22 protein-coding genes are annotated in these 24,810 nt (G+C 31.3%); 14 read left to right on the top strand and 8 right to left on the bottom strand.

The genetic code is table 11. The annotated features are described in order from the left end of the window. The first annotated feature begins 409 nt into the window (after positions 1–409). The 5 genes from adhE to LQK79_RS20910 all read left to right on the top strand — a co-directional run bounded on the left by adhE (position 410) and on the right by LQK79_RS20910 (position 7,376). A complete protein-coding gene (adhE, locus tag LQK79_RS13525) occupies positions 410–3,001 on the top strand; it encodes a bifunctional acetaldehyde-CoA/alcohol dehydrogenase (RefSeq protein ID WP_231016878.1) in 2,592 nt (863 codons plus the stop codon). A gap of 315 nt (positions 3,002–3,316) precedes the next feature. Further along, a complete protein-coding gene (locus tag LQK79_RS13520) occupies positions 3,317–4,903 on the top strand; it encodes a spore germination protein (RefSeq protein ID WP_231016877.1) in 1,587 nt (528 codons plus the stop codon). A 2-nt stretch (positions 4,904–4,905) separates the two neighbouring features. Next, the gene (locus tag LQK79_RS13515) at positions 4,906–6,081 is read left to right on the top strand and encodes a Ger(x)C family spore germination protein (protein ID WP_231016876.1); all 1,176 of its coding nucleotides are present in this window, start codon (positions 4,906–4,908) and stop codon (positions 6,079–6,081) included. A 32-nt stretch (positions 6,082–6,113) separates the two neighbouring features. Further along, positions 6,114–7,214, top strand: coding sequence for a GerAB/ArcD/ProY family transporter (locus LQK79_RS13510; RefSeq protein WP_231016875.1), 1,101 nt, complete (start codon positions 6,114–6,116; stop codon positions 7,212–7,214). A 36-nt stretch (positions 7,215–7,250) separates the two neighbouring features. Further along, positions 7,251–7,376, top strand: a complete 126-nt coding sequence (locus LQK79_RS20910; protein ID WP_269144153.1) for a hypothetical protein — start codon at positions 7,251–7,253, stop codon at positions 7,374–7,376. A 7-nt stretch (positions 7,377–7,383) separates the two neighbouring features. On the opposite strand, the gene LQK79_RS13505 is transcribed toward LQK79_RS20910, so the two are convergent. Next, on the bottom strand, positions 7,384–8,112 hold the full coding sequence (locus LQK79_RS13505) for a YoaK family protein (protein ID WP_231016874.1): 729 nt from the start codon (positions 8,110–8,112) through the stop codon (positions 7,384–7,386). Between the two features lie 140 nt (positions 8,113–8,252). Here LQK79_RS13505 and LQK79_RS13500 point away from each other — a divergent pair, with 140 nt between their 5' ends. Next, the gene (locus LQK79_RS13500; RefSeq protein ID WP_231016873.1) at positions 8,253–9,143 is read left to right on the top strand and encodes a LysR family transcriptional regulator; all 891 of its coding nucleotides are present in this window, start codon (positions 8,253–8,255) and stop codon (positions 9,141–9,143) included. A gap of 127 nt (positions 9,144–9,270) precedes the next feature. Here LQK79_RS13500 and LQK79_RS13495 read toward each other — a convergent pair whose 3' ends face one another. The 3 genes from LQK79_RS13495 to LQK79_RS13485 all read right to left on the bottom strand — a co-directional run bounded on the left by LQK79_RS13495 (position 9,271) and on the right by LQK79_RS13485 (position 11,676). Continuing rightward, positions 9,271–9,711, bottom strand: a complete 441-nt coding sequence (locus LQK79_RS13495) for a DUF1980 domain-containing protein (protein ID WP_231016872.1) — start codon at positions 9,709–9,711, stop codon at positions 9,271–9,273. A gap of 26 nt (positions 9,712–9,737) precedes the next feature. Then, positions 9,738–10,676: a permease gene (locus tag LQK79_RS13490; protein ID WP_231016871.1), complete on the bottom strand. Its 939-nt coding sequence runs from the start codon at positions 10,674–10,676 to the stop codon at positions 9,738–9,740. A 94-nt stretch (positions 10,677–10,770) separates the two neighbouring features. Beyond that, positions 10,771–11,676 carry a metal ABC transporter substrate-binding protein gene (locus LQK79_RS13485; protein ID WP_231016870.1) on the bottom strand — a complete coding sequence of 302 codons (906 nt, stop codon included), beginning with the start codon at positions 11,674–11,676 and terminating at the stop codon, positions 10,771–10,773. A 317-nt stretch (positions 11,677–11,993) separates the two neighbouring features. Between LQK79_RS13485 and LQK79_RS13480 the strand changes: the two genes are divergently transcribed. Then, complete coding sequence (locus LQK79_RS13480) at positions 11,994–14,090, top strand: thioredoxin domain-containing protein (protein WP_231016869.1); 2,097 nt, start codon at positions 11,994–11,996, stop codon at positions 14,088–14,090. 187 nt (positions 14,091–14,277) lie between these two features. Beyond that, entirely contained in the window at positions 14,278–14,988 is a 711-nt protein-coding gene (locus LQK79_RS13475) for an epoxyqueuosine reductase (RefSeq protein WP_231016868.1), read from the top strand. Between the two features lie 502 nt (positions 14,989–15,490). On the opposite strand, the gene LQK79_RS13470 is transcribed toward LQK79_RS13475, so the two are convergent. Continuing rightward, the gene (locus tag LQK79_RS13470) at positions 15,491–16,627 is read right to left on the bottom strand and encodes a zinc-dependent alcohol dehydrogenase (protein WP_231016867.1); all 1,137 of its coding nucleotides are present in this window, start codon (positions 16,625–16,627) and stop codon (positions 15,491–15,493) included. Positions 16,628–17,321: 694 nt separating this feature from the next. Here LQK79_RS13470 and LQK79_RS13465 point away from each other — a divergent pair. The 4 genes from LQK79_RS13465 (at position 17,322) to LQK79_RS13455 (ending at position 20,471) form a co-directional block, all read left to right on the top strand. Beyond that, positions 17,322–18,431, top strand: a complete 1,110-nt coding sequence (locus LQK79_RS13465; RefSeq protein ID WP_231016866.1) for a metallophosphoesterase family protein — start codon at positions 17,322–17,324, stop codon at positions 18,429–18,431. Between the two features lie 211 nt (positions 18,432–18,642). Then, positions 18,643–18,936, top strand: coding sequence for a CD3324 family protein (locus LQK79_RS13460; protein ID WP_053243424.1), 294 nt, complete (start codon positions 18,643–18,645; stop codon positions 18,934–18,936). A 97-nt stretch (positions 18,937–19,033) separates the two neighbouring features. Beyond that, positions 19,034–19,159: a hypothetical protein gene (locus LQK79_RS20905; RefSeq protein ID WP_269144152.1), complete on the top strand. Its 126-nt coding sequence runs from the start codon at positions 19,034–19,036 to the stop codon at positions 19,157–19,159. A gap of 58 nt (positions 19,160–19,217) precedes the next feature. Continuing rightward, positions 19,218–20,471 carry a 4Fe-4S dicluster domain-containing protein gene (locus LQK79_RS13455; protein ID WP_231016865.1) on the top strand — a complete coding sequence of 418 codons (1,254 nt, stop codon included), beginning with the start codon at positions 19,218–19,220 and terminating at the stop codon, positions 20,469–20,471. Between the two features lie 10 nt (positions 20,472–20,481). On the opposite strand, the gene LQK79_RS13450 is transcribed toward LQK79_RS13455, so the two are convergent. From LQK79_RS13450 to ytaF, 3 genes are all read right to left on the bottom strand, one after another. Beyond that, a complete protein-coding gene (locus LQK79_RS13450) occupies positions 20,482–21,912 on the bottom strand; it encodes an MDR family MFS transporter (RefSeq protein ID WP_231016864.1) in 1,431 nt (476 codons plus the stop codon). A gap of 69 nt (positions 21,913–21,981) precedes the next feature. Further along, on the bottom strand, positions 21,982–22,566 hold the full coding sequence (locus LQK79_RS13445; protein ID WP_053243423.1) for a TetR/AcrR family transcriptional regulator: 585 nt from the start codon (positions 22,564–22,566) through the stop codon (positions 21,982–21,984). Positions 22,567–22,697: 131 nt separating this feature from the next. Further along, positions 22,698–23,312 carry a sporulation membrane protein YtaF gene (ytaF, locus tag LQK79_RS13440; RefSeq protein ID WP_053243422.1) on the bottom strand — a complete coding sequence of 205 codons (615 nt, stop codon included), beginning with the start codon at positions 23,310–23,312 and terminating at the stop codon, positions 22,698–22,700. Positions 23,313–23,475: 163 nt separating this feature from the next. Here ytaF and LQK79_RS13435 point away from each other — a divergent pair, with 163 nt between their 5' ends. Both LQK79_RS13435 and LQK79_RS13430 read left to right on the top strand, forming a co-directional pair. Further along, complete coding sequence (locus tag LQK79_RS13435; RefSeq protein WP_053243421.1) at positions 23,476–23,967, top strand: flavodoxin family protein; 492 nt, start codon at positions 23,476–23,478, stop codon at positions 23,965–23,967. A gap of 77 nt (positions 23,968–24,044) precedes the next feature. Beyond that, the gene (locus LQK79_RS13430; protein ID WP_053243420.1) at positions 24,045–24,728 is read left to right on the top strand and encodes a hypothetical protein; all 684 of its coding nucleotides are present in this window, start codon (positions 24,045–24,047) and stop codon (positions 24,726–24,728) included. Positions 24,729–24,810: the final 82 nt, after the last annotated feature.

Raw genomic sequence — 24,810 nt, 5'->3', positions numbered from 1 at the left:
CATAGCTCAAATCAAATCTATTGCTTATGGTAAAAATTACTATTACTAATTTTTACTTTTCAACTTGTTTATCTATATAGTGAAACTACATTTAAACTTTAAATTGATTAAAATATTTTTGGTGTATTTAATTTCATTAAGTATATTTTAAGACTTTCATGTAGTTCCACTATATATATTAGTTTTTATAGCATATTTTTTTAAAATGATTTGTTAAAAGAATAACAATAAGCTCGAGGTATTTGTATGTAGTATATAGATAGATATACCCTCTTAAAGCTTCAAAATGCGAATATCAGGATTATACAAGCAATACTTTAGTGCAAAATTCACAATTTTACCCCACAGTTGTGGATAATTTTTATACAAATGTTAAATAATTATCAATATAAAAAGGAGAGTGTAATTTATGAAAGTTAGTAATATTGATGAATTGAATTTAAAATTAAAGGAAGTAAAAAAAGCCCAAAGAGAATTTTCCACTTATACACAAGAACAAGTTGATGAAATATTTAGAGAGGCAGCTATGACTGTAGCAAATCATAGAATTAGTTTGGCAAAAATGGCAGTAGAAGAAAGTGGAATGGGAATAGTAGAAGATAAAGTTATAAAAAATCATTTTGCTTCAGAATATATATACAATAAGTATAAAGATGAAAAAACATGTGGAGTTATAGAAAGAGATGAAGCCTTTGGTATGACTAAGGTTGCAGAGCCGATAGGTGTCATTGCAGCTGTTATTCCAACTACTAATCCAACTTCAACAGCAATATTTAAATGTTTAATAGCTTTAAAAACTAGAAATGGAATAATATTATCTCCTCATCCTAGAGCAAAAAATTCAACTATTGCAGCGGCAAAAATAGTACTTGATGCTGCAATTAAAGCTGGTGCGCCGGAAGGAATAATAGGATGGATAGATGAACCTTCAATTGAACTTTCTCAAATGTTAATGAAAGAAGCGGATATAACCCTTGCTACAGGAGGACCAGCAATGGTTAAAGCTGCTTATTCTTCAGGAAAACCTGCTTTGGGAGTTGGACCAGGAAATACACCAGTTATAATTGATGATAGTGCTCATATAAAGATGGCTGTAAATTCAATTCTTATTTCAAAAACTTTTGATAATGGTGTCATATGCGCTTCAGAGCAAGCCATTATAGTATTAGCGTCAGTATATAACGAAGTTAGAAAAGAATTTAAAGAAAGAGGAGCATACATTTTAAATTCAGAAGAAATAGAAAAAGTTAGAAAAGCTATCTTTATAAATGGAAGCATAAATGGCAAAATTGTAGGTCAATCAGCTCATACAATTGCTCAAATGGCAGGTATTAATGTTTCAGAAACTACTAAGGTGCTTATTGGAGAAGTTGAGTCTGTTGGAGAAGAGGAACCATTTGCACATGAAAAATTATCTCCAGTTCTCGCCATGTACAAAGCAAGAAATTTTGATGAAGCAGTTGAATATGCAAAAGCTTTACTTGAATTAGGAGGGCTTGGACATACATCAGTATTATATGTAGATTCAATAAAAGGAAAAGCTAAGATAGACAGATTTGGAAGCGAAATGAAAACTGTAAGAACATTTATAAATATGCCAGCATCTCATGGTGCAAATGGAGATTTATATAATTTTAAAATAGCACCTTCTTTTACATTAGGCTGTGGTTCTTGGGGTGGAAACTCTGTATCAGAAAATGTTGGACCTAAGCATTTGCTAAATATAAAAAGTGTTGCTGAGAGGAGAGAAAATATGCTTTGGTTTAGAGTACCACAAAAGGTTTACTTCAAATATGGCTGTCTTGGATTTGCATTAAGAGAATTAAAGGATATGAATAAAAAGAAAGCTTTTATAGTAACAGATAAAGTTCTTCAAGAATTAGGATATGTTGATAATGTTACAAAAGTTCTTGATGAAATAGGGATTAGTTATAAAGTATTTTCAGAGGTAGAACCAGATCCAACATTAAGCACAGCAAAAAAAGGCGTAGAACAAATGTTAAGCTTTGAACCAGATACTATAATCGCTCTTGGTGGAGGTTCCCCAATGGATGCGGCTAAAATTATGTGGGTATTATATGAGCATCCAGAAGAAAGATTTGAAGATCTTGCTATGAGATTTATGGATATAAGAAAGAGGTTATACCCATTCCCTAAGTTAGGAGGTAAGGCTATGATGGTTTCAATACCGACATCAGCTGGAACCGGTTCGGAAGTAACACCATTTGCAGTTATAACTGATGAGAAAAAAGGTATAAAATATCCATTGGCTGACTATGAGCTAACCCCAGGCATGGCTATAGTTGATGCAGAACTTATGATGAATATGCCAAAAGGGTTAACGGCAGCATCAGGAATAGATGCATTGATTCATGCTATAGAAGCTTATACGTCTGTACTTGCATCAGAATATACAAATGGACTTGCATTGGAGGCAATAAGATTAATATTTAAATACTTGCCATTAGCTTATGAAGATGGAACAACAAATGTGAAAGCAAGAGAAAAAATGGCACATGCGTCGACAACAGCTGGTATGGCTTTTGCAAATGCATTTTTAGGGGTATGCCACTCAATGGCTCATAAGCTTGGAGCAGAGCATCATATAGCACATGGAACTGCTAATGCATTATTAATTGAAGAAGTGATAAGATTTAATGCAGAAGATGCACCGTTAAAACAAACGGCATATCCACAATATAAATATCCAAACGCTAAGTGGAGATATGCTAAAATAGCAGATTACTTAAAATTAGGTGGAAATACGGATGATGAAAAAGTAGAATTATTAATTAAAGCCATTCGTAAGTTGAAAGAAAAAATAAATCTTCCAATGACAATAAAAGAAGCTGGAATTTCAGAAAAGAAATTCTATGATACACTTGATAATATGTCTGAACTTGCTTTTGATGATCAATGTACAGGAGCAAATCCAAGATATCCACTTATAAGTGAAATTAAACAAATGTTTATAAATGCCTTTGATAATGTTGAGGCATAGAATATATTTTAAGTAATTATTAAGGAGATTTTTAGTATAACAAAATTATTGGTTAGGTATATTTGCTGGAGCTGCGTATAAAATAAATTTTAGTCACAATATATTGAAGAGTTAATGAAAAGATCGCTCAATATATTGTGACATTTTTTATTTTTAAGCAGTTCTTTGTTTATTATCTTAGAATAAATATTTAGATATAGTAGAAAAATAGATAATATTAAGGAATATATTAATTATAAACAAGTATGGATATTGAAAATCGATTAGATATTATAAAGAATTTTTTTACTTTAACATCAGGAGAGAAGGATTAATATGATAGATTCATCTAGTCACAATGAAACTATTCAGACTGAACAAGTAGAAGCTGATTCTAAAATATTTAGTGGAACTTTAGATAAAGATCTTAATCAATTTAAAGCGATATTTCTTCACTTTCCAGATATGGTATATAGGAAGTTTAAAATTGGTGGTATTTTGGAAGCAGCAATTTTTTTCTTAGATGGATTCATTGACAGCAAAAATATAAATTTAAATGTATTAAATCCATTATTAAATTTTAATGAAATTGAGGATGAAATACCATCAGCTTATTTAAGTGAGCTTATGAATCTTATTCAAAATGAATTGATTTCGGCAGCACAAATTAGCAGTGGAGTTAATTTTGAACAGGCATGTGAGCATGTGCTTTGTGGAGAGGCTATTTTGCTAATAAATGGGGTTAAGCAAGCATTATTTATTAGCATGAAGAAAATTGAAAAGCGAAGCATTGAGGAATCTTCTATAGAGACTGTTATTCGAGGCCCTCGAGATAGCTTTACAGAAGATTTACGAACTAATATTAGCCTCATTAGAAGAAGGTTAAAAACATCAAAGTTAAAGATGCAAGAACTAAAGGTAGGAAGATTATCTAAAACTAAAGTAGAAATAAGTTACATAGAAGGAATTGCAGATATTTTGTTAGTAGAGGAAATTAAAAGAAGAATTGTTAAAATTGATATTGATGCCATATTAGAAAGTGGGTATATTGAAGAATTAATAGAAGATAATAGGTTCTCTATTTTTTCTCAATTTGGTTATACTGATCGTCCAGATAAATTATCTAGCTGTTTACTTGAAGGGCAGATTGGAATAATTATTGAAAATACTCCGATAGTTCTTATTGCACCACATACATTTTTTGAAGCAATGCAATCTAGTGAGGATTATTATGAACGGGGTATTTTAGTATCTGCAATTCGATGTATTCGATACTTATTTTTAGGGTCAGCATTATTATTACCTTCGTTTTATGTTGCACTGGTGACTTTTCATCAGGGGATGATACCAAGAAATTTACTGTTAGCTATTTGGGCATCAAGAGAAAATGTACCTTTCCCAGTTTTGATTGAAGCATTAATAATGGAGATCTTTTTTGAAGGCTTGAGAGAAGCTAGTCTAAGACTTCCAGGTATCGCAGGTGAAATCGTTGGTATTGTTGGAACTTTGGTTATCGGCCAGGCGGCAGTACAGGCGAATATTGTTTCAGCATCAATGGTTATTATAGTTTCTATAACAGGTATTTCATCCTTTACTATTCCACAATATAATCTTGCATTATCTATACGTATACTGCGATTTTTAATGCTTATTTTAGCTGGTACATTAGGACTTTATGGAATGTTTATGGGATTACTTATTGTCTTAATTCATATGGCAAAGCTTCGCTCTTTTGGTGTCCCTTATTTATCACCTATAGCACCATTAGATATATCAAGTATTAAAGATACATTTGTTCGTTCTCCATGGTGGGCTATGATTACTAGACCTAGATTTATTAGTAAAAGAAATTCTAAACGTATGAATAAAAATAGATCAAAATTATCTTCATATAAAAAAAATAATAAATATGGAGAAAAATAATTATGAAAACTTTAAAGATTACTATTATTTTTATATTAGTAGTTCTATTATCAACTGGTTGTTGGGATCAAAGAGATTTAAGTCATATGATGATAGTTTCAGGTGTAGCGATAGATAAAATAGAAGATGATAAAATTTTGCTTACTTTGGTTTCTTCAATTCCGAAAAATGTAAACCAAAATTTTGATAGTGGAAGTTTTGAACAGAATAGTTCTACGTTTATTGTTTCAGCATCAGGAGTAGGCTTGATGGATGCATATAAAAATATAGAAAAAAAATTATCAAGAGAGATTTTCTTTTCACAGCTTCAATTTATAGTTATAGGAGAACAAGTTGCAAGAGAAGGGGTAGCTAGAGTTCTTGATTTTTTCTCAAGGCATAGTGAACCTCCTATGAGAGTGTACATTATTGCTACAAAAGGAAAAGCACAGGACACATTAAGAGTTAATTCTAAATTGGAAAAAAGTGTTGTTGAGCAAATTAGAAAATTGGAAAATTTAAATGTTAGCATTAAGATGAACATAAAGGATTTTTTATATGCATTAACTGAAGATGGGATACAACCCATAGCTCCAGAAATAGAAAAGGTTAATTCTGAAAAAAACAATAAAACAAGCAGAACACAAACAATTGCTATGAATGGAACAGCTGTATTTAATAATGATAAATTAGTTGGTTGGTTAGATGATAAGGAATCAAGAGGAGTGTTATGGCTTCGAAATAAAATAAAGACTGGAGTAATAACAGTTTTTCTTCCAAAAGAAAAAGGTGGCGGCATAGTTGCAGGTACTATAATTAAATCCAATACTAAAATAATACCACTAATTGATAATGGAAAGTTAAAGCTTAAAGTAGATGTATATGTAGAAACCAATATTTCTGAAAGTCCTTCTAAATTAGATTTAACAAATCCTACTGAAGTACATTATGTAGAGAGATTGTATGAAGAAGATATAAGGAAATTAATAGAACGATCTTTAGAAAAGAGTCAAAAGCAATTTAACATGGATATATTTGGTTTTGGGGTTGCTGTAAATGGAAAATATCCTAGGCAATGGCAAAGCAATTATAAGCGCAACTGGGATAGTACCTTTTCAAATTTAAGTGTAGAAGTTTCTTGTCATGTAAAAAATTATTCAACAGGTTTTGATACTAAATCATTAACACAAAAAAAGTAAGGAGCCATTAATAATTAGTGAGGAAAAAGGTTATGGAGAAAATTTCAAGTTATCAGTTGTTTACTCTTGTATTTTTATATGAAATTGGTAGTACTATTATATTTGGATTTGCATCAAGTGCTGGTAGAGATGCTTGGATTTCTGTATTAATATCTACTTTTATCGGAGTGATAATTAATATTGTATACTATATTATTTTTAAATTAAATCGACGATCAAATCTTATAGGATGGTTTTTAGCACAGTTTGGTATATGGATAGGTACGCCTATTGCATATGTTTATGCCCTCGAATTCATATACGATGGAAGTCGTGGATTGGCAGATTTGGAGATTTTACTTCCTAGTACTATTTTGCCAAAGACACCTGTTCTTGTAATAGAGTTTATATTCATTTTTGTTATTACATATGCGCTAATTAGTGGTATAGAAGTTATTGCAAGACTAGGAGAAATATTTTTTCCTACGATAATCTTTATATTTATTATTGAAGTAATATTGATATGTAATTCCAATATGCTAAATATACAGTATATTAGACCAGTCTTAGGGAAAGGATGGGGAAATGTTTGGAAGGCTGTATGGCCTCTAGGTATAACACAAACCTTTGGTCAGACTATAGAATTTACAATGTTATGGCCATTAGTAAAGAAGCCTGAAAAAATTATTAAGATTACTACAATCGCTACAATTTTGGCTGGAGTGTTTATAGCTTTTTTCGATATATTATCTATTATGGCATTAGGAGAAAACACATTTTCTAATAGTAACTTCCCATTATATAGGTTGATTAGATTAATAAGTGTAGGGGATTTTATTGAAAATTTAGATGCCATAGGCGTTATTTATTTTTTAACGACAGCATTTTTTAAAGCATCCATTCACTTTTTTTGTGCGACTCAAGCAATTGAACAATTAACTTTTGCAAAAAATAAATACATGCCGATTTTTATAATAGTAGTCATTGGTCTTTACCTTGGGTTAAATATGGCCTCAAGTGCAGCGGAACATTTACAAACAGGCTTGAAAATTGTTCCACTTTATTTATGGATTCCACTATTTTACGTTTTGCCGATTATATTACTTATAGTTACGGTGTTTCGCAATAAGTTAGGTAAAAAAGTAAAAAATTAATGTATTTCTATATTGGTATATAAGGAGTTGTATAAAATGGAAAAGTATATTTTCCCATGGAAGTCCCATGTCATGCTTGAGGAGCCTTGGATAATGCCTTTATTCCTTATTGTATTAGGAATTTTTTTATCCATAATAACTTGGGTTAAAAGAAAAAATTAGAAAAAATCTATACTGCACGTTCGTCCAAGGTTTCCTCATCTAAAATAGCATTTTTTAATGAATGCTTATTAAGCATAAATACGAACATTAATGTTGATACAAATATGATAGCTACAGTCCAGATTGACCTTTGATGGAAGATTCTTGCCTCTATAGCGCTAATAACTGCCCCAAGGAAAAACGAAATCAGAATACAGCTGTATCGTAATGCCTTTCTAAGACATTCTCTATTTTTTTTCACAAGTCCTTTGTAGTAATTTTCAGCGCAAGAACGCATATTTCCAGTACAAAATATGCTGGCATAATTTTCGCTTGTGCCAAATTTACGAAATGCACAAAATTGCAAAGAAGCCGCAAAAGATACAAGTGCATTAGAGACTATATCTGGATAAGAACGAGGAAGGAATCCTGTAACAAGAAGAATAAATACTTCAATTCCTATAATGCTTTGTTTCCACAATAATTGCTTTTCTTTAAAATAAGAATAAAATACATGCCAGCCTATAAAAATACCTATCCAAAAGCATAAAATTGGTACAATACTATGGAACATACCTATGTAATTTTGTTTTGCTAAATTGACAGCAACAAGAACAAAGTTGCCTGTTTGTCCAGTTGCAAATACATTTCCATGGACTACATAAGAATACATATCCATGAAACCACCTGCTGATGCAAGTATCATTGCAAATCCTAATTTTTCTGTTATTTCTGTAGAAAATTTTTTGTCTTTCAATTTTAAAACACCTTTTGTAAATAATATTTTTTTATCTTTGATTAGTAACATTTTTATTATACAGTTGTTCTTTAATAAATTAAAATATATAATATTTATTAAATTGATAAGAATTTACTTATGATAAATTGGAGGTTATTATGGACATTCTTCAATTAAAATATTTTCTTGCGGCTGCTGAGTATGAGCATATAACTAAGGCCGCTCATTCTTTACATATTGCTCAACCGGCTTTATCGCAATCAATTAAGCATTTAGAAGAGGAGCTTGGCGTGGAGCTTTTTGAGAGAAAAAACAGAGGCATTCATTTAAATGCTTGTGGAAAACTATTAAAGTCTGAGTTATTGCCAATTATAGATACACTGGATTCGCTGCCTGTGCGCCTGAAGGAAGTGGATAAGGAAGCTTCAAGTACTATACAGCTTAATATCTTAGCTGCATCGATGCTGATTACAAAATCAATTATTTCATTTAAAAAACTGTATCCTGAAGTGAAATTTCGTTTGCTGCAAGATGCAGATGAAACAGATTTTGATATATGTATTTCATGTGCTGCTTCTGATAAAATTCCGAAAGACGGCATATTGCTGCTTGAGGAAAAAATATTACTAGCTGTTCCAAGTATTAGTAAATATGCCTCTTTAAAATCTATATCACTAAATCAAGTAAAGGAAGAAGGATTTATAAATTTCTCTGGGGCAAGACCGTTCAGAATTATCTGTGATGATTATTGTAAAGAGAAGGGATTTAAACCTAAGATTATCTTTGAAAGTGATAATCAAGAATGCATTAAAAATTTAATTGCCTCTAACTTTGGTATTGCCTTTTGGCCACAATATGCATGGGGGAAACTAACTGCGAAAAATGCAGTACTAATTCCAATTAATCGCCCCCAATGCACACGCACTATTTATGCAATCCAAAATCAGCATTCGACAAATAGCAAATATGCTAATGCTTTTTTAAAACACTTAATTAAAGTTATAGCGAGTATTCAAAATACAAGCTCTAAGGTTGCAGATAACAAATAAATTTTACGAGCAGGATGTTACAACTAAAAGATTAAATTATATAGTATATTGTAAATATATTTATATATTTTCGAATTATCGTTATTTAACTACTGTTTTCTTTAAGTATATATATGGATTGTTGGGCTTATTTATAGTTTTTACGTTTATACTTACTTAGATTATAGGATATTTCATTTGTTATGTCTGAAAAGTTATCATTGGTGAGTTTTATTAAATTATTACTTTTATCTATAGATACATTTTTTACATTAGTTTCGTTTGAATAAATGTTCGAGGTTATTCCTTTATTAGATGCAATATTTGAATTTAAGCCTTGAGGATTTATTATATATGCAAGTACTAATGGGATGAAAAATATTGTTGAAACAGAATTTATATATTTTTTATTAAACACAATTTTTTTAAACTCTAGTATTGATAATATAAATAAAACGACCATTGAAAAAATTATGTAATTAGTCATTTTAGGATGAATAAATAAATATAATTTTTTGCTTAAGATTAAGTAATACATGTAGTATGCAAATCCAATTAGGAATAAAAACCATTTGAATTTTCTTATCATACATAATCACCACTCATAAATATATTTTATATAGGTATCTTAAGAAAATTGAATATAATTCCTATAAGGAAACAAACGGTCATTATAATGCAAGTTAACTTAAATATAAATTTAAAATCAAAGGCTTCATTAAGCATAAGTGTATTTTTTATGTCTATCATAGGACCACATATTAGAAAAGCTATTATAGAGCCATTTGTAAATTGTCCTACAAAAGTTCTTGCTATAAAAGCATCAGTCTCTGAACATACACACATGAGATAAGCAAGAAAAATCATAATTATAATAGATAATATTTTGTGTGTACCAACAGATAGAATATATTTTCTTGGAATAACAGTTTGCATTAAAGCAGATAGGAAAGCCCCTACAATAATAAATTTACCTACCTCATTCAATTCTGAACTTACATGGTCCAGTATGTCAAAAACTGTATTAGTAAAATTTCTTTTACTGTTAAGAGTATGATGATGTTCATGATGGCAGCAGTCGTGATTATGTGAAGGAGCAATATGATTATGAAGATTGTCGTCATAATGAAAAGTTCTTGCATTAAATAAAATTTCCTTTAACCTAGTATTTTTGCTATTCTTATATTCTAACTTGCTTATTGTAAGACCTATTATAATGGAACTTGTCCATCCTATAATGCCTCTCAATACTGCCATGTATGGATTGTTTAAGAAGGCATAATAAGTTGATGATAAGACCACAGGATTAATTATTGGAACTGAAAGCATAAATGTTACAGCAATGTATAATGGAACACCTTTTTTTAATAAACGTCTAGCTATAGGGACAATAGCGCAATCACATACTGGGAATATTAGTCCAATTGATGCAGCCGCTATTAAACCTACAAATTTGTTTTTGGGTATCAATTTTGCTATAGTTTGCTCTGATATAAATATTTGAATAATAGATGATATAAATACTCCTAGTATAATAAAGGGAAATGCCTCCAAAATTCAGACCTCCTTTATAAACAAATTGTATAGCAATAATATATGATATATGTGCAATATATTATTACTATGCAATTTTATGTTTGAGGTAAGATTATTTTAAACTATTATAAATCATCTCTAAATTTGATTTCATAGATTCAATGTAATCTTTTCCATCTTCCCTGCTCTCAATAGTGTATATTTTTTCTACCTTAGCACCTACTTCTTTAGCAAGTGTTTTAGAAACTTTTGGACTTACCATATCTTCTACAAATACTGTTTTAACTTTGTTTTTTTTACAAAAATCTGTTAATTCGGCTAGTCTTTTAGTACTTGGTTCTCCTTCAGCAAAAACATCTTCAACACTATCTTGTTTTAAACTAAAATCTCTACAAAGATATGCAAAAGCAGCATGACCAGTAACAAAACTCTTGTTTTTTACAGTTTTAAATTTTTGATCATAGTTATTATAAAGTTCATCTAACTGTTTTCTAAAGGTAGTATAGTTTTTTTCATAGAAAGATTTGTTTTTTGAATCTGCTTTAATCAAGGCATCTTTTATGTTTTTAGCTTCTAATTCAGCACCTTTTAAGCTAATCCATAAATGAGGATCATAAGCACCATGTTCTTTTATTTCTCCTGCATCAGTATTTTTTATTGCGTTAACACCATTTGAAGCTTCTACAGTAATTAAATTTTTGTTATTTATTGATTTTAAAGTTTTTGAAGTCCAAGATTCCATGCTTAAACCATTATATATAAATACATCTGCATTTGTAAGTGTTTCAATATCTTTCGTCTTTGGTTCAAAATCATGTGGCTCTGTTCCATTTGGCGTCATATTAACTATAGTTATTTTATCTTTTCCTATTGCATAAGCAAATTCTTTCATTGCATTAAAAGAAACTACAACCCTTAGCTTTTTAGACGAAGGGGGTTGAGGATTATTATTATTGCAGGCAGTAAGTGAGAAAAAAACAGTTATAGATAGTAGTAGTGTTAAAAATTTTTTAAACATTATATCACTCCTAAAAATTGTAAATGCAAATAATTTGCATTTACAATAATATATGATTAAGTAAAATTTGTCAATAGTGTTCATAAATTTAAATTCAAATTGACATAGGTAAATTAAAAAAGAAATACCTTTTCTTGATAACGGCAATTCTTGTGAGTCCAATATTTATTTTGATATGGGAAAGATATATAATGACTTAAACGATAAGGTAGAATCAGATAACTAACTTTGTATTGCAATTTTTTTATATGATTAGATTTTTAATTTTCAAATTGCACATACTAAAGATAAAATTAATTATGCAAGAAGGTGATATTATGTCAGTAACTATGGCGAAAAGATCAAATAGATTAGTAAATGAAAAATCTCCATATCTTCTTCAACATGCCCATAATCCAGTCGATTGGTATCCGTGGGCAGAAGAAGCATTTGATAAGGCAAAATCAGAAGATAAGCCAATTTTTTTAAGTATAGGCTATTCTACTTGTCATTGGTGCCACGTCATGGAAGGTGAAAGCTTTGAAGATGATGAAGTGGCAGATTTAATGAACCAAACCTTTATTTCAATTAAGGTGGATAAGGAAGAAAGACCAGATATAGATAACATATATATGACAATATGTCAGGCTATGACCGGAAGCGGTGGATGGCCACTTACCATAATGATGACACCAGAAAAAAAGCCATTTTTTTCAGCTACATATATTCCGAAAAAAAGCAAATATGGAAGAATGGGAATGATGGATTTAATTAAAAAAGTGGATCATCTATGGAAAACTAATAAGAAATCACTTATCAGTTCAGCAGAAAAGCTAACAGAGGGACTTCACAACATTTATACAGAGGAAAAGGGAAAAAGCATAGATAAGCATATATTGAATGAAGCAGTTAAGGATCTTAATGGATTATTTGACGAACAGTACGGCGGATTTGGAACAGCCCCAAAGTTTCCATCACCACATAATTTATTTTTTTTATTAAGAGATTACAAGAGAAACAATAATAAAAAGTCATTAGATATGGTTACTAAAACGCTTGATGCTATGGCTATGGGAGGAATATTTGATCACATAGGTTATGGATTTCACAGATATTCTACTGATAGAAAATGGATGCTTCCTCATTTCGAAAAGATGCTTTATGATCAGGCAATGATAGTTCTTGCATATGTTGAAGCCTATCAGGCAACTCAAAATGATAAATACAAACTTACTTGTGATAGTATTTTTCAATATATTATAAATGATATGAAATCAAAGGAAGGTGCTTTTTATTCTGCTGAAGATGCTGATAGTGAAGGTGTTGAGGGTAAGTTCTATGTATGGAGGGTTGAGGAAATAAGAAAAATATTGAATGAAGATGATGCACAGTTAGCAATAAAGGCTTATGGAATGAAGGAAGAAGGAAATTTTAGAGATGAAGCAACAGGGAAGATGGAAGGTTTAAATATACTTCATTTTGAAAAAGATATTGAGAGTTTAAGTAATGAACTTAATTTAAGCGTATCAGATTTAAAAGCAAAGCTTGAACAAATAAAAATGAAGCTCAAAGAGGTTAGAGATAAAAGAGTAAGACCATTAAGAGATGAGAAAATTCTTACTGATTGGAATGGTCTTATTATTGGAGCTTTAGCTAAAGTTGGAAGAACGTTCAATAATGAGGAATATATTAAAACTGCAAGAACAGCAGCAGATTTCTTCATAAATAGCATTAAGGAAAACGGCAGGCTTTTGCACAGATATATAGATGGTCAGTGGAATTTTAAAGGAAACATTGATGATTATGCATTCTTAGTATTTGGGCTCCTTGAATTATATGAAGCAACCTTTGATTTAAAATACCTTAAAAAGGCTTTTTCATTAAATGATGAGGCAATAAAGCTATTTTGGGATGAAAGGCAGGGCGGTTTTTACTTTACTCCAAAGGATGGAGAAGATATCATAATAAGAACAAAAGAGGTTTATGATGGAGCCATACCATCGGGTAATTCTATGGCATTGTTAAATTTAATAAAATTATCACGTATTTCAGGAAACAGTAAATTAGAAAGCTATGCAAATAAACTGCAGGAGACATTTTCAAGAACCATAGAAGGTGCGCCGCTTGGGTATACACAATTTTTATGTGGAGTGGATTATCTCATAGGATCATCTTATGAAATTGTAATATCTGGAGATAGAAATTCTGAGGATACTAAAAATATCATATTCCAGCTAAATAGAAGATTTATTCCAAATAAAGTGGTAGTTTTTAATCCAATAAATGAGGATAATTCAGAATTAATAAAAATAGCTCCATATGTAAAAGATGAAAAAGCTGTAGAAGGAAAAGCAACTGTTTATATTTGCAAGAATTTTACTTGTGGAATGCCAATTACTGAAGTAGATGAAATGTTAAGAAATTTAAATGCGTAGGCATATCTTTCACGTATATTGAAAAAGTATATAGAATGTTTCGAAGAGTAGGACACTAATTAATTCCTGCTCTTTTTTGTTAAAGTTTTCTATAAAATAATAGCTTTATTGACATGGGAATGTAGAAGGGATATATTAGAATGAAATATTTAGTTTTATGGATGAGTTTATATTTGGGAGGAAAAGTATGATTAATTCTAGTCAGATAAAGAAAATTCTATTGGATTTAGGAGCGGACATTTGTGGTATAGCACCTGTTGAAAGATTTAAAAATGCTCCACACGGATTTCATCCAAAAGATATTTATGCTGAGTGCAAGTCCGTAGTTGTTTTTGCTAAAAGAGTGCCAGCGGCAAGTATGCTTAGCGGTAATAGAATTGTGTATACACATGTAATTACTTCTGCTCTTAAAGAATTAGATAGAATATGTTTCAATGCTTGCTGTTTCTTGGACAAGTTAGGCCTTGGAGCAGTTATGATACCATCGGATGAGCCATATGAATACTGGGATGAGGAAAAAAAGAAAGGAAAAGGAATATTATCTTTAAAGCATGCTGGAGAACTAGCTGGTATTGGAGTTATAGGGAAAAATACTCTTTTAGTAAATAAAGATTTGGGTAATTTAATGCAGCTTGGAGCTTTACTTATAGACGAGGAAGTGGAGTACGATCCAATGATTACAGAAAGTTACTGTCATGATAAATGTAAACTATGCATTGAAGGTTGTCCTGAACATGCGCTTGATGGAGTAACAGTAGATCAAGCAATGTGCAGAAGCAATGTAGTTGTTAAATCAAGCAGAGGAGATTGGCTTTACAATTGTAGCAAATGCAGAATTTTATGCCCAAATACTTTGGGAACGAGGCATTGTAAAAATTACAAAAGAGTAACCTTGTAGGAACTTGTGAAGTACAATGCTTCGTCGCATTAAAAAAATCCTATAAATCTAAGTGGTTATTTTAAAAAAATGGTTGCTTTGGGTTCTAGAAGGATAATGGGCAAAGCCCAAACCCCGCGTATGTTTATACTCGCTATCGCTCAGACAAATTGAAATATCTAAGCATTTTACAATTTTTGAACCAAGATTTATTATTATTTTTATTGTAAAATCTCGTTAACAGTGCATTTTTCGTAGAGAAACGGATTATAGAAAGTACATAACATTTTGTTCATGAATCACATGGGCTTACGCCCAAACTCCAATATGTGTATCTTCCTTGCTTTTTCGGGCTAAGTGAAGTGATGTTGACTTGGGATGGTTTAAATAAAGCTTTATCATCTTAGATTTATTAGCTTTATTTAATATCCCAAATCAATATCACCTCACAAATTCCAGTTTGTCAGGATGAATTTGGTAGTGCTAATTTTAGTATTCCAAGTTGTCTATCTATATTTTAAGTCTATGCTTGAGGCTTCAATATAACCTTTATGCAGTTATCATCTTTACCATCGAAAATTTTGTATGCATGTTCTCCTTTATCAATGGAAAGTTTGTGGGTTATTATATCTGTAGCATCAAACTTGCCAGTTTTAATTAACTCTAAAATTGGATCAACATAGGCTTGAGCAGGACATTGCCCCATTTTTAATGTTATATTTCTAGAGAAGAAATCTCCTAAAGGGAACAAGTTATATTTAGCACCGTAAACTCCTACTAATACCACGGTTCCACCTTTTCTTACAGCCTGTGAAGCTATTTCAATGGCAGATTTTGAACCACCTTGAAGCTTTAGAACACTTTCTATTTTTTCTATGGTAGACATTTTCCCATCCATTCCAACGCAGTCTATTACAGAATCAGCTCCGCCATGCGTAATTTCTTTTAAATATTCTCCAGTGTTGTCATATTCCTCAAAATTTACTGTTTCAACTTGATTATAATTTTTGGCATGTTTTAGCCTGTAATCTATACAGTCTACTGCAATTACTCTTTTTGCTCCCTTGAATATTGCCCATTTTTGTGCTAGAAGTCCTACAGGACCGCAGCCTAATACTATTACAGTATCTCCAGGTTTAACGCCGGCCATATCTACGCCCCAGTATGAGGTTGGTAAGATATCTGTTAAAAATAATACTTGTTCGTCAGCTAATTCCTCTGGAACAATCCTTGGACCTACATTGGCAAAAGGAACTCTTAAAAACTGTGCCTGACCTCCTGCATAGCCTCCATAAGTATTACTATATCCAAATATACCGCCAGCTTCTCCATTTGGATTGGAGTTATCACATTGGCTCCATAAATCATGCTCGCAGTACCAGCAGTGACCACATGCAACAGGAAATGGGACAATAACTCTATCTCCTTTTTTAAAATTAGTAACTTCATTTCCTACTTCTTCAACAACACCCATAGTTTCATGACCTAATATAAAGCCCTTTGGTAAATTTGGAATGAAACCGTGAATTAGGTGAAGATCTGAACCACATATAGCAGTAGAGGTTACTCTTATAATTGCATCATCATTTTTTTCAATTTTAGGATCTGGAGTATTTTCGACTTTAACATTTCTAATTCCTTCATAAACTAATGCCTTCATTATTACTAACACCTCCATATATTTAAGTCGCATGAAATTTTTAACTTAGTTTTTTATTTAAAGTCTACAAATTATATATATAGTATGACCAAGTGTTAGTTTTAAATGTGCATTCGGAAACATTAATTCGAATACTATAGATAAACAAGCTGAAATATTTAAATTACCAATACCAAATTTATCCTGACAAACTGGAATTTGTCGAGCTGAGTGAAGGGTTTTAATTCGCCCTGCTCATTAAAAAACTAACTTTTTCACTTATGTGAAAAGTGAAGGGTTTGACATAGCTTTGCTTGTCAAAGGTGAAGGTTTTTGCCACGGCAAAAGGTTAAGGAATATTTTTCTCCGTTTCTCTACGAAAAATAAATAATTTAAATACGTTAAAGATTTTCCGTAGGGAAACGGAGGAAAATCAACCTTAGCTTTTTATTGAAGATAAAAAAATTCACCTTTTACGTGCGCAGCACCGTAAAACTCTTCACCTTTCGCATAGCGAAAACCTTAGTCTTTTAACAAACGAAGTGAGTTAAAACCCTTCACTATAGTGTTCGACAAATTCCAGTTGGTTAGGATAAATTTGGAGATTGCAATTTTAAAGTTTCAAGTTGTCTACCTATATATAATTGAAGCAACATAGTAAACATTTCTACATAATATGAAAAGGAGCAGATAAAAGAAAACTGGGGATGAGAATATGGTTAATGAATTAAGAACAAAAACAAAAGCTCAGATGCGAGAACAGAGTGTTAATACACCTAAAAATGAAGGAATAATACTAGATCTAAGTGATTTGCATTATACAACAGAGATTGATGAAAAAAATGAGGTATATCTTTTAACTAAAGATTTAAAGAAAGTTTACTTTGATGATCCTAAAAATACTTTAAGTCTAAAGAATATTGATTATATGGTTATCAGCGGAGACTTTGTTGAACGAGGTAATTCAGAAGCGTCTTTTGAAAAGGCATTTCATTTTATAGATATGCTCAGTAAAAGGCTGGGTATACCATATGGAAAGATAATTATAGTACCCGGGAATCACGATTTAAGCTGGGACATTACTATGGCAAGCTATCATTTAACTATGGGGACTCCTGGACCAAATGACAAGGTGGTTACAAACATTGGAAATGACTTGTATTATTTGAAAAGAGATGATGCACAGTGGTACAAAAAGTTTGCAAATTACAGCAAGTATTTATATGAAAGGTTGTATGGAGTTCCTTTTCCTGAGAATCCTAAGGATCAGCTTAAAGTTATAATGGGAGATTTTATCGATAACAAAAAAATAGCATTTTTTATGTTAAACACTGCGTCACAAATTGATCAGTTTAATCGTGAGGTAACCTATTTTGATACGCAAGGTTTAATAAAGGCTTCAAGGCAGCTTCCCAAAGAGGATATAATAAAGATAGCAGTAGGACATCATCCTGTGAATCTTGCAGGCAGCTATGGAGATGATATCCCTTTTGCAAATGCCATGCAAAATGAGAACTTCAAGATTTATATGCACGGACATGTCCACAGAATTATAAGCTTGGATTACTTAAATCCTCAAAATGTAAATCCTAACATGATTATGATTGGGGCAGGAGCTTTAAGTGTTGGACAGAGTGGTTTAATTCCTGGCGTTCCAGAAAGATATAATATAATAAGAATGACTAAAACAGATAAAGTTAACAAATTACTTGTGGAAGTAAATACTCGTCAGCGTGAATATATAGGAACTTATTGGCAGTCGGCATATATATATTACGAGGAAAATGGGAAAAAACTTAGTAATATATGGAGAAATGTTATATAGGTTAAAGGTATTAGACATTTGTTAGTAATATGCATTATAATCATATATATAGATCAAAGCTTATTTAGTGCAGATGAAGGAGGAGTGCTTTTATGGGAGGGCATGTTATTTATGCATAGCAGAGGCTATTGCATAATGAATAAAAATTAAAGTTAAGAGATAGCCTTTGCTCAATCCTAAAATAAAAATTATATTTAGGAGGAGCATTGAGATGAGCTATGCAAACGCTAGGGACATTTTGCCTAACGAAGTATTAGAAATAATTCAAAAATATGTAGATGGTGAATATATTTATATACCTAGGAAGGAAGAAAATAAAATGGCCTGGGGTGAATTAACCAAAAGTAAAGAAGAACTTAAGGTTAGAAATGATAGAATATATAAAGATTATTTAGAAGGAATATCAGTACAAAGTCTTTCGAAAAATTATTATTTATCACCAAAAACTATACAAAAAATTATTTCTAAAAAAAGAAAATATGAGAATACTGAAGGTTCTATCTAATTTTTGTTAGATGGAGCTTTTTTATTTATGAATTAAGTAGTAGAGTGGCTATATTAAGCTGTATGGTAAAATTTATGACAGCTTAACCGAGGGTGGAATGTATATTGAAGCTGATTATATAGCTAAAAATCAAGAATTTGAAGATTTTCGTTATTCAGAGTTTAAAAAAATAGAATTGAAATGGAAGAAGGGAAGTGCTGCAATTGTTTTTGGAATAAAATAGTTGTAGTTTTGTTTAAATGGTATAATAAATAAAAAGTGTCAGGAAAGGTTGTAAAGTTATGCACATTTCAAACAAAGAGGCCTATAAAAGATTAGAAGAAAGAATTAATAGATTTCCTCAAGGGGCACCTCCCTCCAAAACACTGTATAAAATACTCAGTATGCTTTTTAATGAAAAAGAGGCAGGACTTGTAGCTATGCTGCCGATTAAGCCATTTACTGTGAAAACTGCAAGTGACATTTGGAAAATGACTGAGGTTCAAGCTGAAAATATACTTCAAAAGCTTGCTTCAAAGGCTATTCTTATGGATATTGATTATGATGAAAAAAAGGAGTACTGTCTTCCACCTCCAATGATAGGATTTTTTGAGTTTTCTCTTATGAGAACTAGGAATGACATTGACCAAAAGGCTTTATCAGAGCTTTATTTTCAGTATTTAAATGTGGAAGAAGATTTTATTAAGGATTTGTTTTTAGGAACGGAAACTAGGTTTGGAAAAGCTTTTGTACAGGAAGGGGTTCTTTCAAGGCAAAATGAACTAGAGATAATGGATTATGATAGAGCCAGCAATGTAATAAAGGAAGCTAGGTTTATTACGGTAAGTATGTGCTTTTGTAGGCATAAGATGCACCATCTAGGTAAGGATTGTTACGCACCTATGGAAACTTGCCTGACCTTTGGAAATAGTGCTTATACCTTAAGTAAACATGGGTATGGTAGGGCAATAGAGGCATCAGAGGCTTTGGATATATTAAACATGGCATATGATTATAATTTAGTTCAATGTGGAGAGAATGTCAGGAGTGGTGGAGTTTTTCTTTGCAACTGCTGTGGCTGCTGCTGTGAGGGGATGCAGGCAATTAAAAAATTTGGCTACTTAATGCCTATTCAAACTACTGCATTTATTCCAAAGATTATTGAAGAAAACTGTGTTGGATGCGGTAAATGTGCAAAAGCATGTCCTATTGATGCTATGAAGGTTGATGCTGTAACGCATAAGGCTAAAAATGATGAGGATATATGTCTTGGCTGTGGTGTTTGCGTTAGAAATTGCCCTAAGAAGGCTATATATCTTAAAAATAGAGAAAAGCAGATAATAACTCCAGCTAATACAACTCATAGAATTGTACTTCAGGCTATTGAAAAGGGGAAGCTTCAAGAGCTTATTTTTGATAATAAAGCGCTTTCTAGCCACAGAGCTATGGCGGCAGTTTTATCCGCAATACTGAAGCTTCCACCTGTAAAAAAGGCTATGGCAAGTAAACAAATGAAGTCGGTATACTTGGATAAACTTTTAAGTAAATCAGACTAAACTATGAATTTTATTTATTAGTTTTTTGGGCTTTGTTTCTTGAAATTAGCATTAATGATAATACAAGACCAACTGCCATAAGTAGAGTAGCAATCGCAATAGAATGCTCAAAACCATTAAAAATAGCCATTACTTCATTATGTGAAGTATTTAAATAACTATTTTGAAAAGCTGTCATAATACCAACAAATAATGCTGAACCTAAAGCACCAGCTATTTGCATAGCAGTATTAACAATTGCAACACCATCTGGGTTACTTTTAGGTGGTAACTGACTAAGTGCAGTTGTTTGGGTAGGTGACATAGTCATAGATTGTCCTACCATTATAAAGCAGTACATAATAGTAATTTGCAATATCGAAGTTGATGGTGTGGCTCGTGATAATAGGAAGGTAAAGGCAAATATAATTGTAAAACCAGCTGGAATTAATATTTTACCACCTACTTTATCATAAATATTGCCAGTAAGTGGAGTTAGCACAGCACCAATAAGAATTGCAGGTAATAAAACAAGAGCCGATGTGAAAGACGATGTTTTTAGCCCGGTTTGCATGAGTAAAGGTATTATTATGTTTATTGAAAATTGGAACATCTGTATTATCATAATTAGAATTATACTTATTGAGAATACTGGATGTTTGAAAGTTCTTATTTCTAGTATTGGCTGCTTTAAGGATAATTGGCGTTTTTCATAGCAGATTAATGCTATTAGTCCAACTGCAAAAATAATTACAGTAAATCTGATATTTGTGGTTCCTGCAGAACTTACTGCATATATAATCCCTGCAAAACCTATTGAGGATAATGCTATAGATAAGTAATCAATTTTAGGCTTTGTTATTGAAGAAGTATTTTGCAAAAACATAAGACCGCCAATTATGCAAATAACTAAAATAGGAATCAACAAAATAAATAGTGAATGCCAAGAAAAAGATTGCAGTAGTAATCCAGAAACAGTTGGACCAAGTGCAGGACCTAAAGTAAGGACAGAAACACATAAGCCCATTATTGAACCGTGTCTTTCAGGTGGAGTTATAACTAACGCTGAATTCATCATTATAGGTATTAACATTCCGGTACCCAATGCTTGAATTAATCTTGAAATTAATAAGGTTATAAACGAATTAGAGAGTACAGCACATATTGTTCCAAGTAAAAATAATAACATTGCGCCTACATATAGTTGTTTTGTAGTAAAGGTATGCATAAGAAAAGCTGTAACTGGTACAAGAATTCCAACTACCAATACATATCCGGTCGTAAGCCACTGAACTGTGGTAGCTGAAACATGCATTTCTACCATAAGCTTTGGAAACGCTACATTTAATATAGTTTCATTAAATAAAGATATGAAACTTCCTAAGAGAAGTACAAACATAATAGCTTTTGCATTATAGTGCGCGGCTTCTCTTTCTTCAACTTCGATTTTTTCTTCACTCATAAATAAATTCTCCTTTTTTAATTATATAGACCAGTTGTTATAATAACTGCAAAATAGCTTACAAATAAGCTATTTATTTTTTAAATAATTATTTAATAGAATTTCAATTTGATTGCTAACTGTTAAAAGGGCTGTAGAATCTTGTTCAGTAACTGCTACTGTGATGGCACCTTCAATTGTAATTTGAATAAAGTTACCTAATTCCTCTGCAATTTCCTTAGAAAAACCACTTTCAATTAGTTTTTTAGCATACATAGTCCCTAAAACCATAAAAGCTTCACTGCAGGCTTTTCTTAGGGGTTCACTCGATAAATAAGTTTCTAATGCTATTAGGCTTATAGATAAATCCTGAAGCTTCATATCCTTTTTTAAATCATTTATTATATTTTTTATAAGATGTTGAATAGAATCAATAGGATTTTTATATTTATCTAATGTAAATTTTAATCTATTTGTGATGGCTTCATTTGCAAGTTTAATAGCTTCTAACGCTAATTCTTCTTTTCCATTAGGGAAGTAATAATATAGAGAACCTTTAGGTGTGCCGCTTTCTTTTAGAATTTCGTTCAAGCCTGTAGCATTGTAACCTTTGACTTGAAAAAGCTTTGATGCTGTTAAAAGTATCTTTTCTTTTGAATTAGTTTTACTATTCATAAAATATAAGTCCTTTCATAAAGCAATTATAATGACTGGTCTATATACAGTATACTTAAATTTTTTTACATATGTCAAGAGCTAATACAATGCTCATAGCCTTGTATCGACTCTTAAAAAATAAAGAATTGCTAATTAATAAATTCGACAATACCAAGTATTATAAGAAGTATGCCTGAAATTAGAGGTGCATATTTACCCAAAACTTTTCCAAGTACATGAGTACCGAAGACTTCTCCAATTATAATTGTAATAATACTGAATATAAAGGTAAAAGCAACTGTAAAGGTGATATTTACTCCAGTTATACTTGCAGCTATTCCTGTACCAAGATTATTAAAAGTTAGTCCAAGTGCCACGAATGAAGCTTCCTTGATATTTATGTCACCGGATTTATCTAAATCAGAGGTTTCAGCATATTCAAGCATATCAGTAATATCCTTTAAAGAAAGTTCTTTTTGTTTAGTATTATTCATAAGCTTTATGATACTTTGTATTATAAAATATATGCCTAGAATAATGATTATTATGGCACCTAAGGAGTTAGCTACATAGTGAGGTAAAAGTTTTGAAATATATTTTCCAATTGACATAGATAAAAATGTTCCTATGGATGTAACAATAGCTATTAAAAGATTTGCAAATGTTCCTATTTTTATGTTTTTTACTCCGTAAGCAATGCCTATAACTAGGTTATCTAGATTGGAAGATAAACTAAATAGCAGTGCAGATAAAATTAATATCATAGATTACTTCCTTATTAATTGGTTACATTATAATATATGATATTTGATTTTTATGGTTCATATAGCTAAAAATATACCACATAAAGTATAATTTATATTGATTAATTTATTTACAATGATAATATGTATTTAAAAAAAGTTATTTCTAATATGAGGTGATCAAATGAAAAGTTTAGTAGTTTTTTATTCATTGGAGGGTCATACAAAATTTATTGCTAATCTTATTGCAGGAGAATTAAAATGTGATTTGCTTGAATTGCAGCCACAAAAAGAAATTCCTAAAACAGGATTTAGAAAGTTCTTTTGGGGTGGAAAAAGTGCAATATTTAAGGAAAAGCCGAGCTTGAAAAATAAAATTCCTAACCTAGAGCAATACGACACAATATTCATTGGCACACCTATTTGGGCAGGTACGTATGCACCACCGATAAATACTTTTATTTCTGATAATGAAATAAAACAAAAGAACATTGCTTTTTTTGCTTCCCATGGAGGTGGCGGTGCAAAAAAATGTTTTATGAAATTGCAAGATGTTTTAAAGGATAATAATATAGTTGGAGCAATTGATTTTGTAGACCCTAAAAATGATGATGAAGAGAAGAAAAGTGAAATTAAAAAATGGATTAATGATGTAATAATTCCAAAGTTGAATTGATGAATATAGTATTAGCAAAAGGGATTTTGTAAACTATTCATTTTTTCTTCATAGTATGTAACGAGGGGTGGAGATTAATGAATAGTGATATCGTTAAATATAAAGTGAAAAAAAACGTAAACCCACAAGCAATAAACGAAAATAAAGCTACGGTAAAAAAAGCCGCAGAATTTACACAACTAATGAAAGAATCAGCAAACTTAATGTTTAAAATTCCAGTGTTTTTGAGTCATCCAAGTAGACTTAACACGGTGCAGCAGCAGTTTGTTGATGAAATAATAAGGCAGATTAGAAAGGCACTGCTTTTTCCAAGAACTTTACCAGTTACAGAGCAATATCCAGAAACACCATTAACTAATATTCGTCGGATGATTTTATCTAGTTATGGAATGGTATCTCTCAATTTAAAACAGAGACAGGTTAGGGTTATTCAAAACAATCTTAATAATCCTGATGGACAGATAGTTTGGGAAGGAAGTCCATATGCACAAATTGAACCTGCAATGGCTTATCAATATGGGCTGCCGTTGCTTTTAATAAGGGAAGTAGAGGTTGAAAATAGTGGCATTTGGTTTGTGGGAGCAGGGCCTTTTTTGATATTGGAATGGAATTCTAATGCAGCAAATCCAATTGAAACATTTTTTAAGAAAACTGACTGGAAATCAATTTTTCAAAATTGGGTTGGGCATGTAAGAGAGGGTTACTATATTCAAACACAACCTCAATTTCAATATAGCTGCTCCAATAGTGAAGAAATGTAATCCTACGCGGGGTTTGGGCGGAGCCCATTATCCTTCTAGAACTAAAAGCAAGCACTGTTTAAGCAACAGGCAAAATAAAAAG

It is taken from the genome of Clostridium guangxiense (assembly GCF_021043395.1).
In the GTDB taxonomy this organism is placed as follows: Bacteria; Bacillota; Clostridia; order Clostridiales; family Clostridiaceae; genus Clostridium_S; species Clostridium_S guangxiense.
The sequence above is the reverse complement of the archived record's forward strand: the minus strand, read 5'-3'. Positions and strand labels throughout refer to the sequence as shown.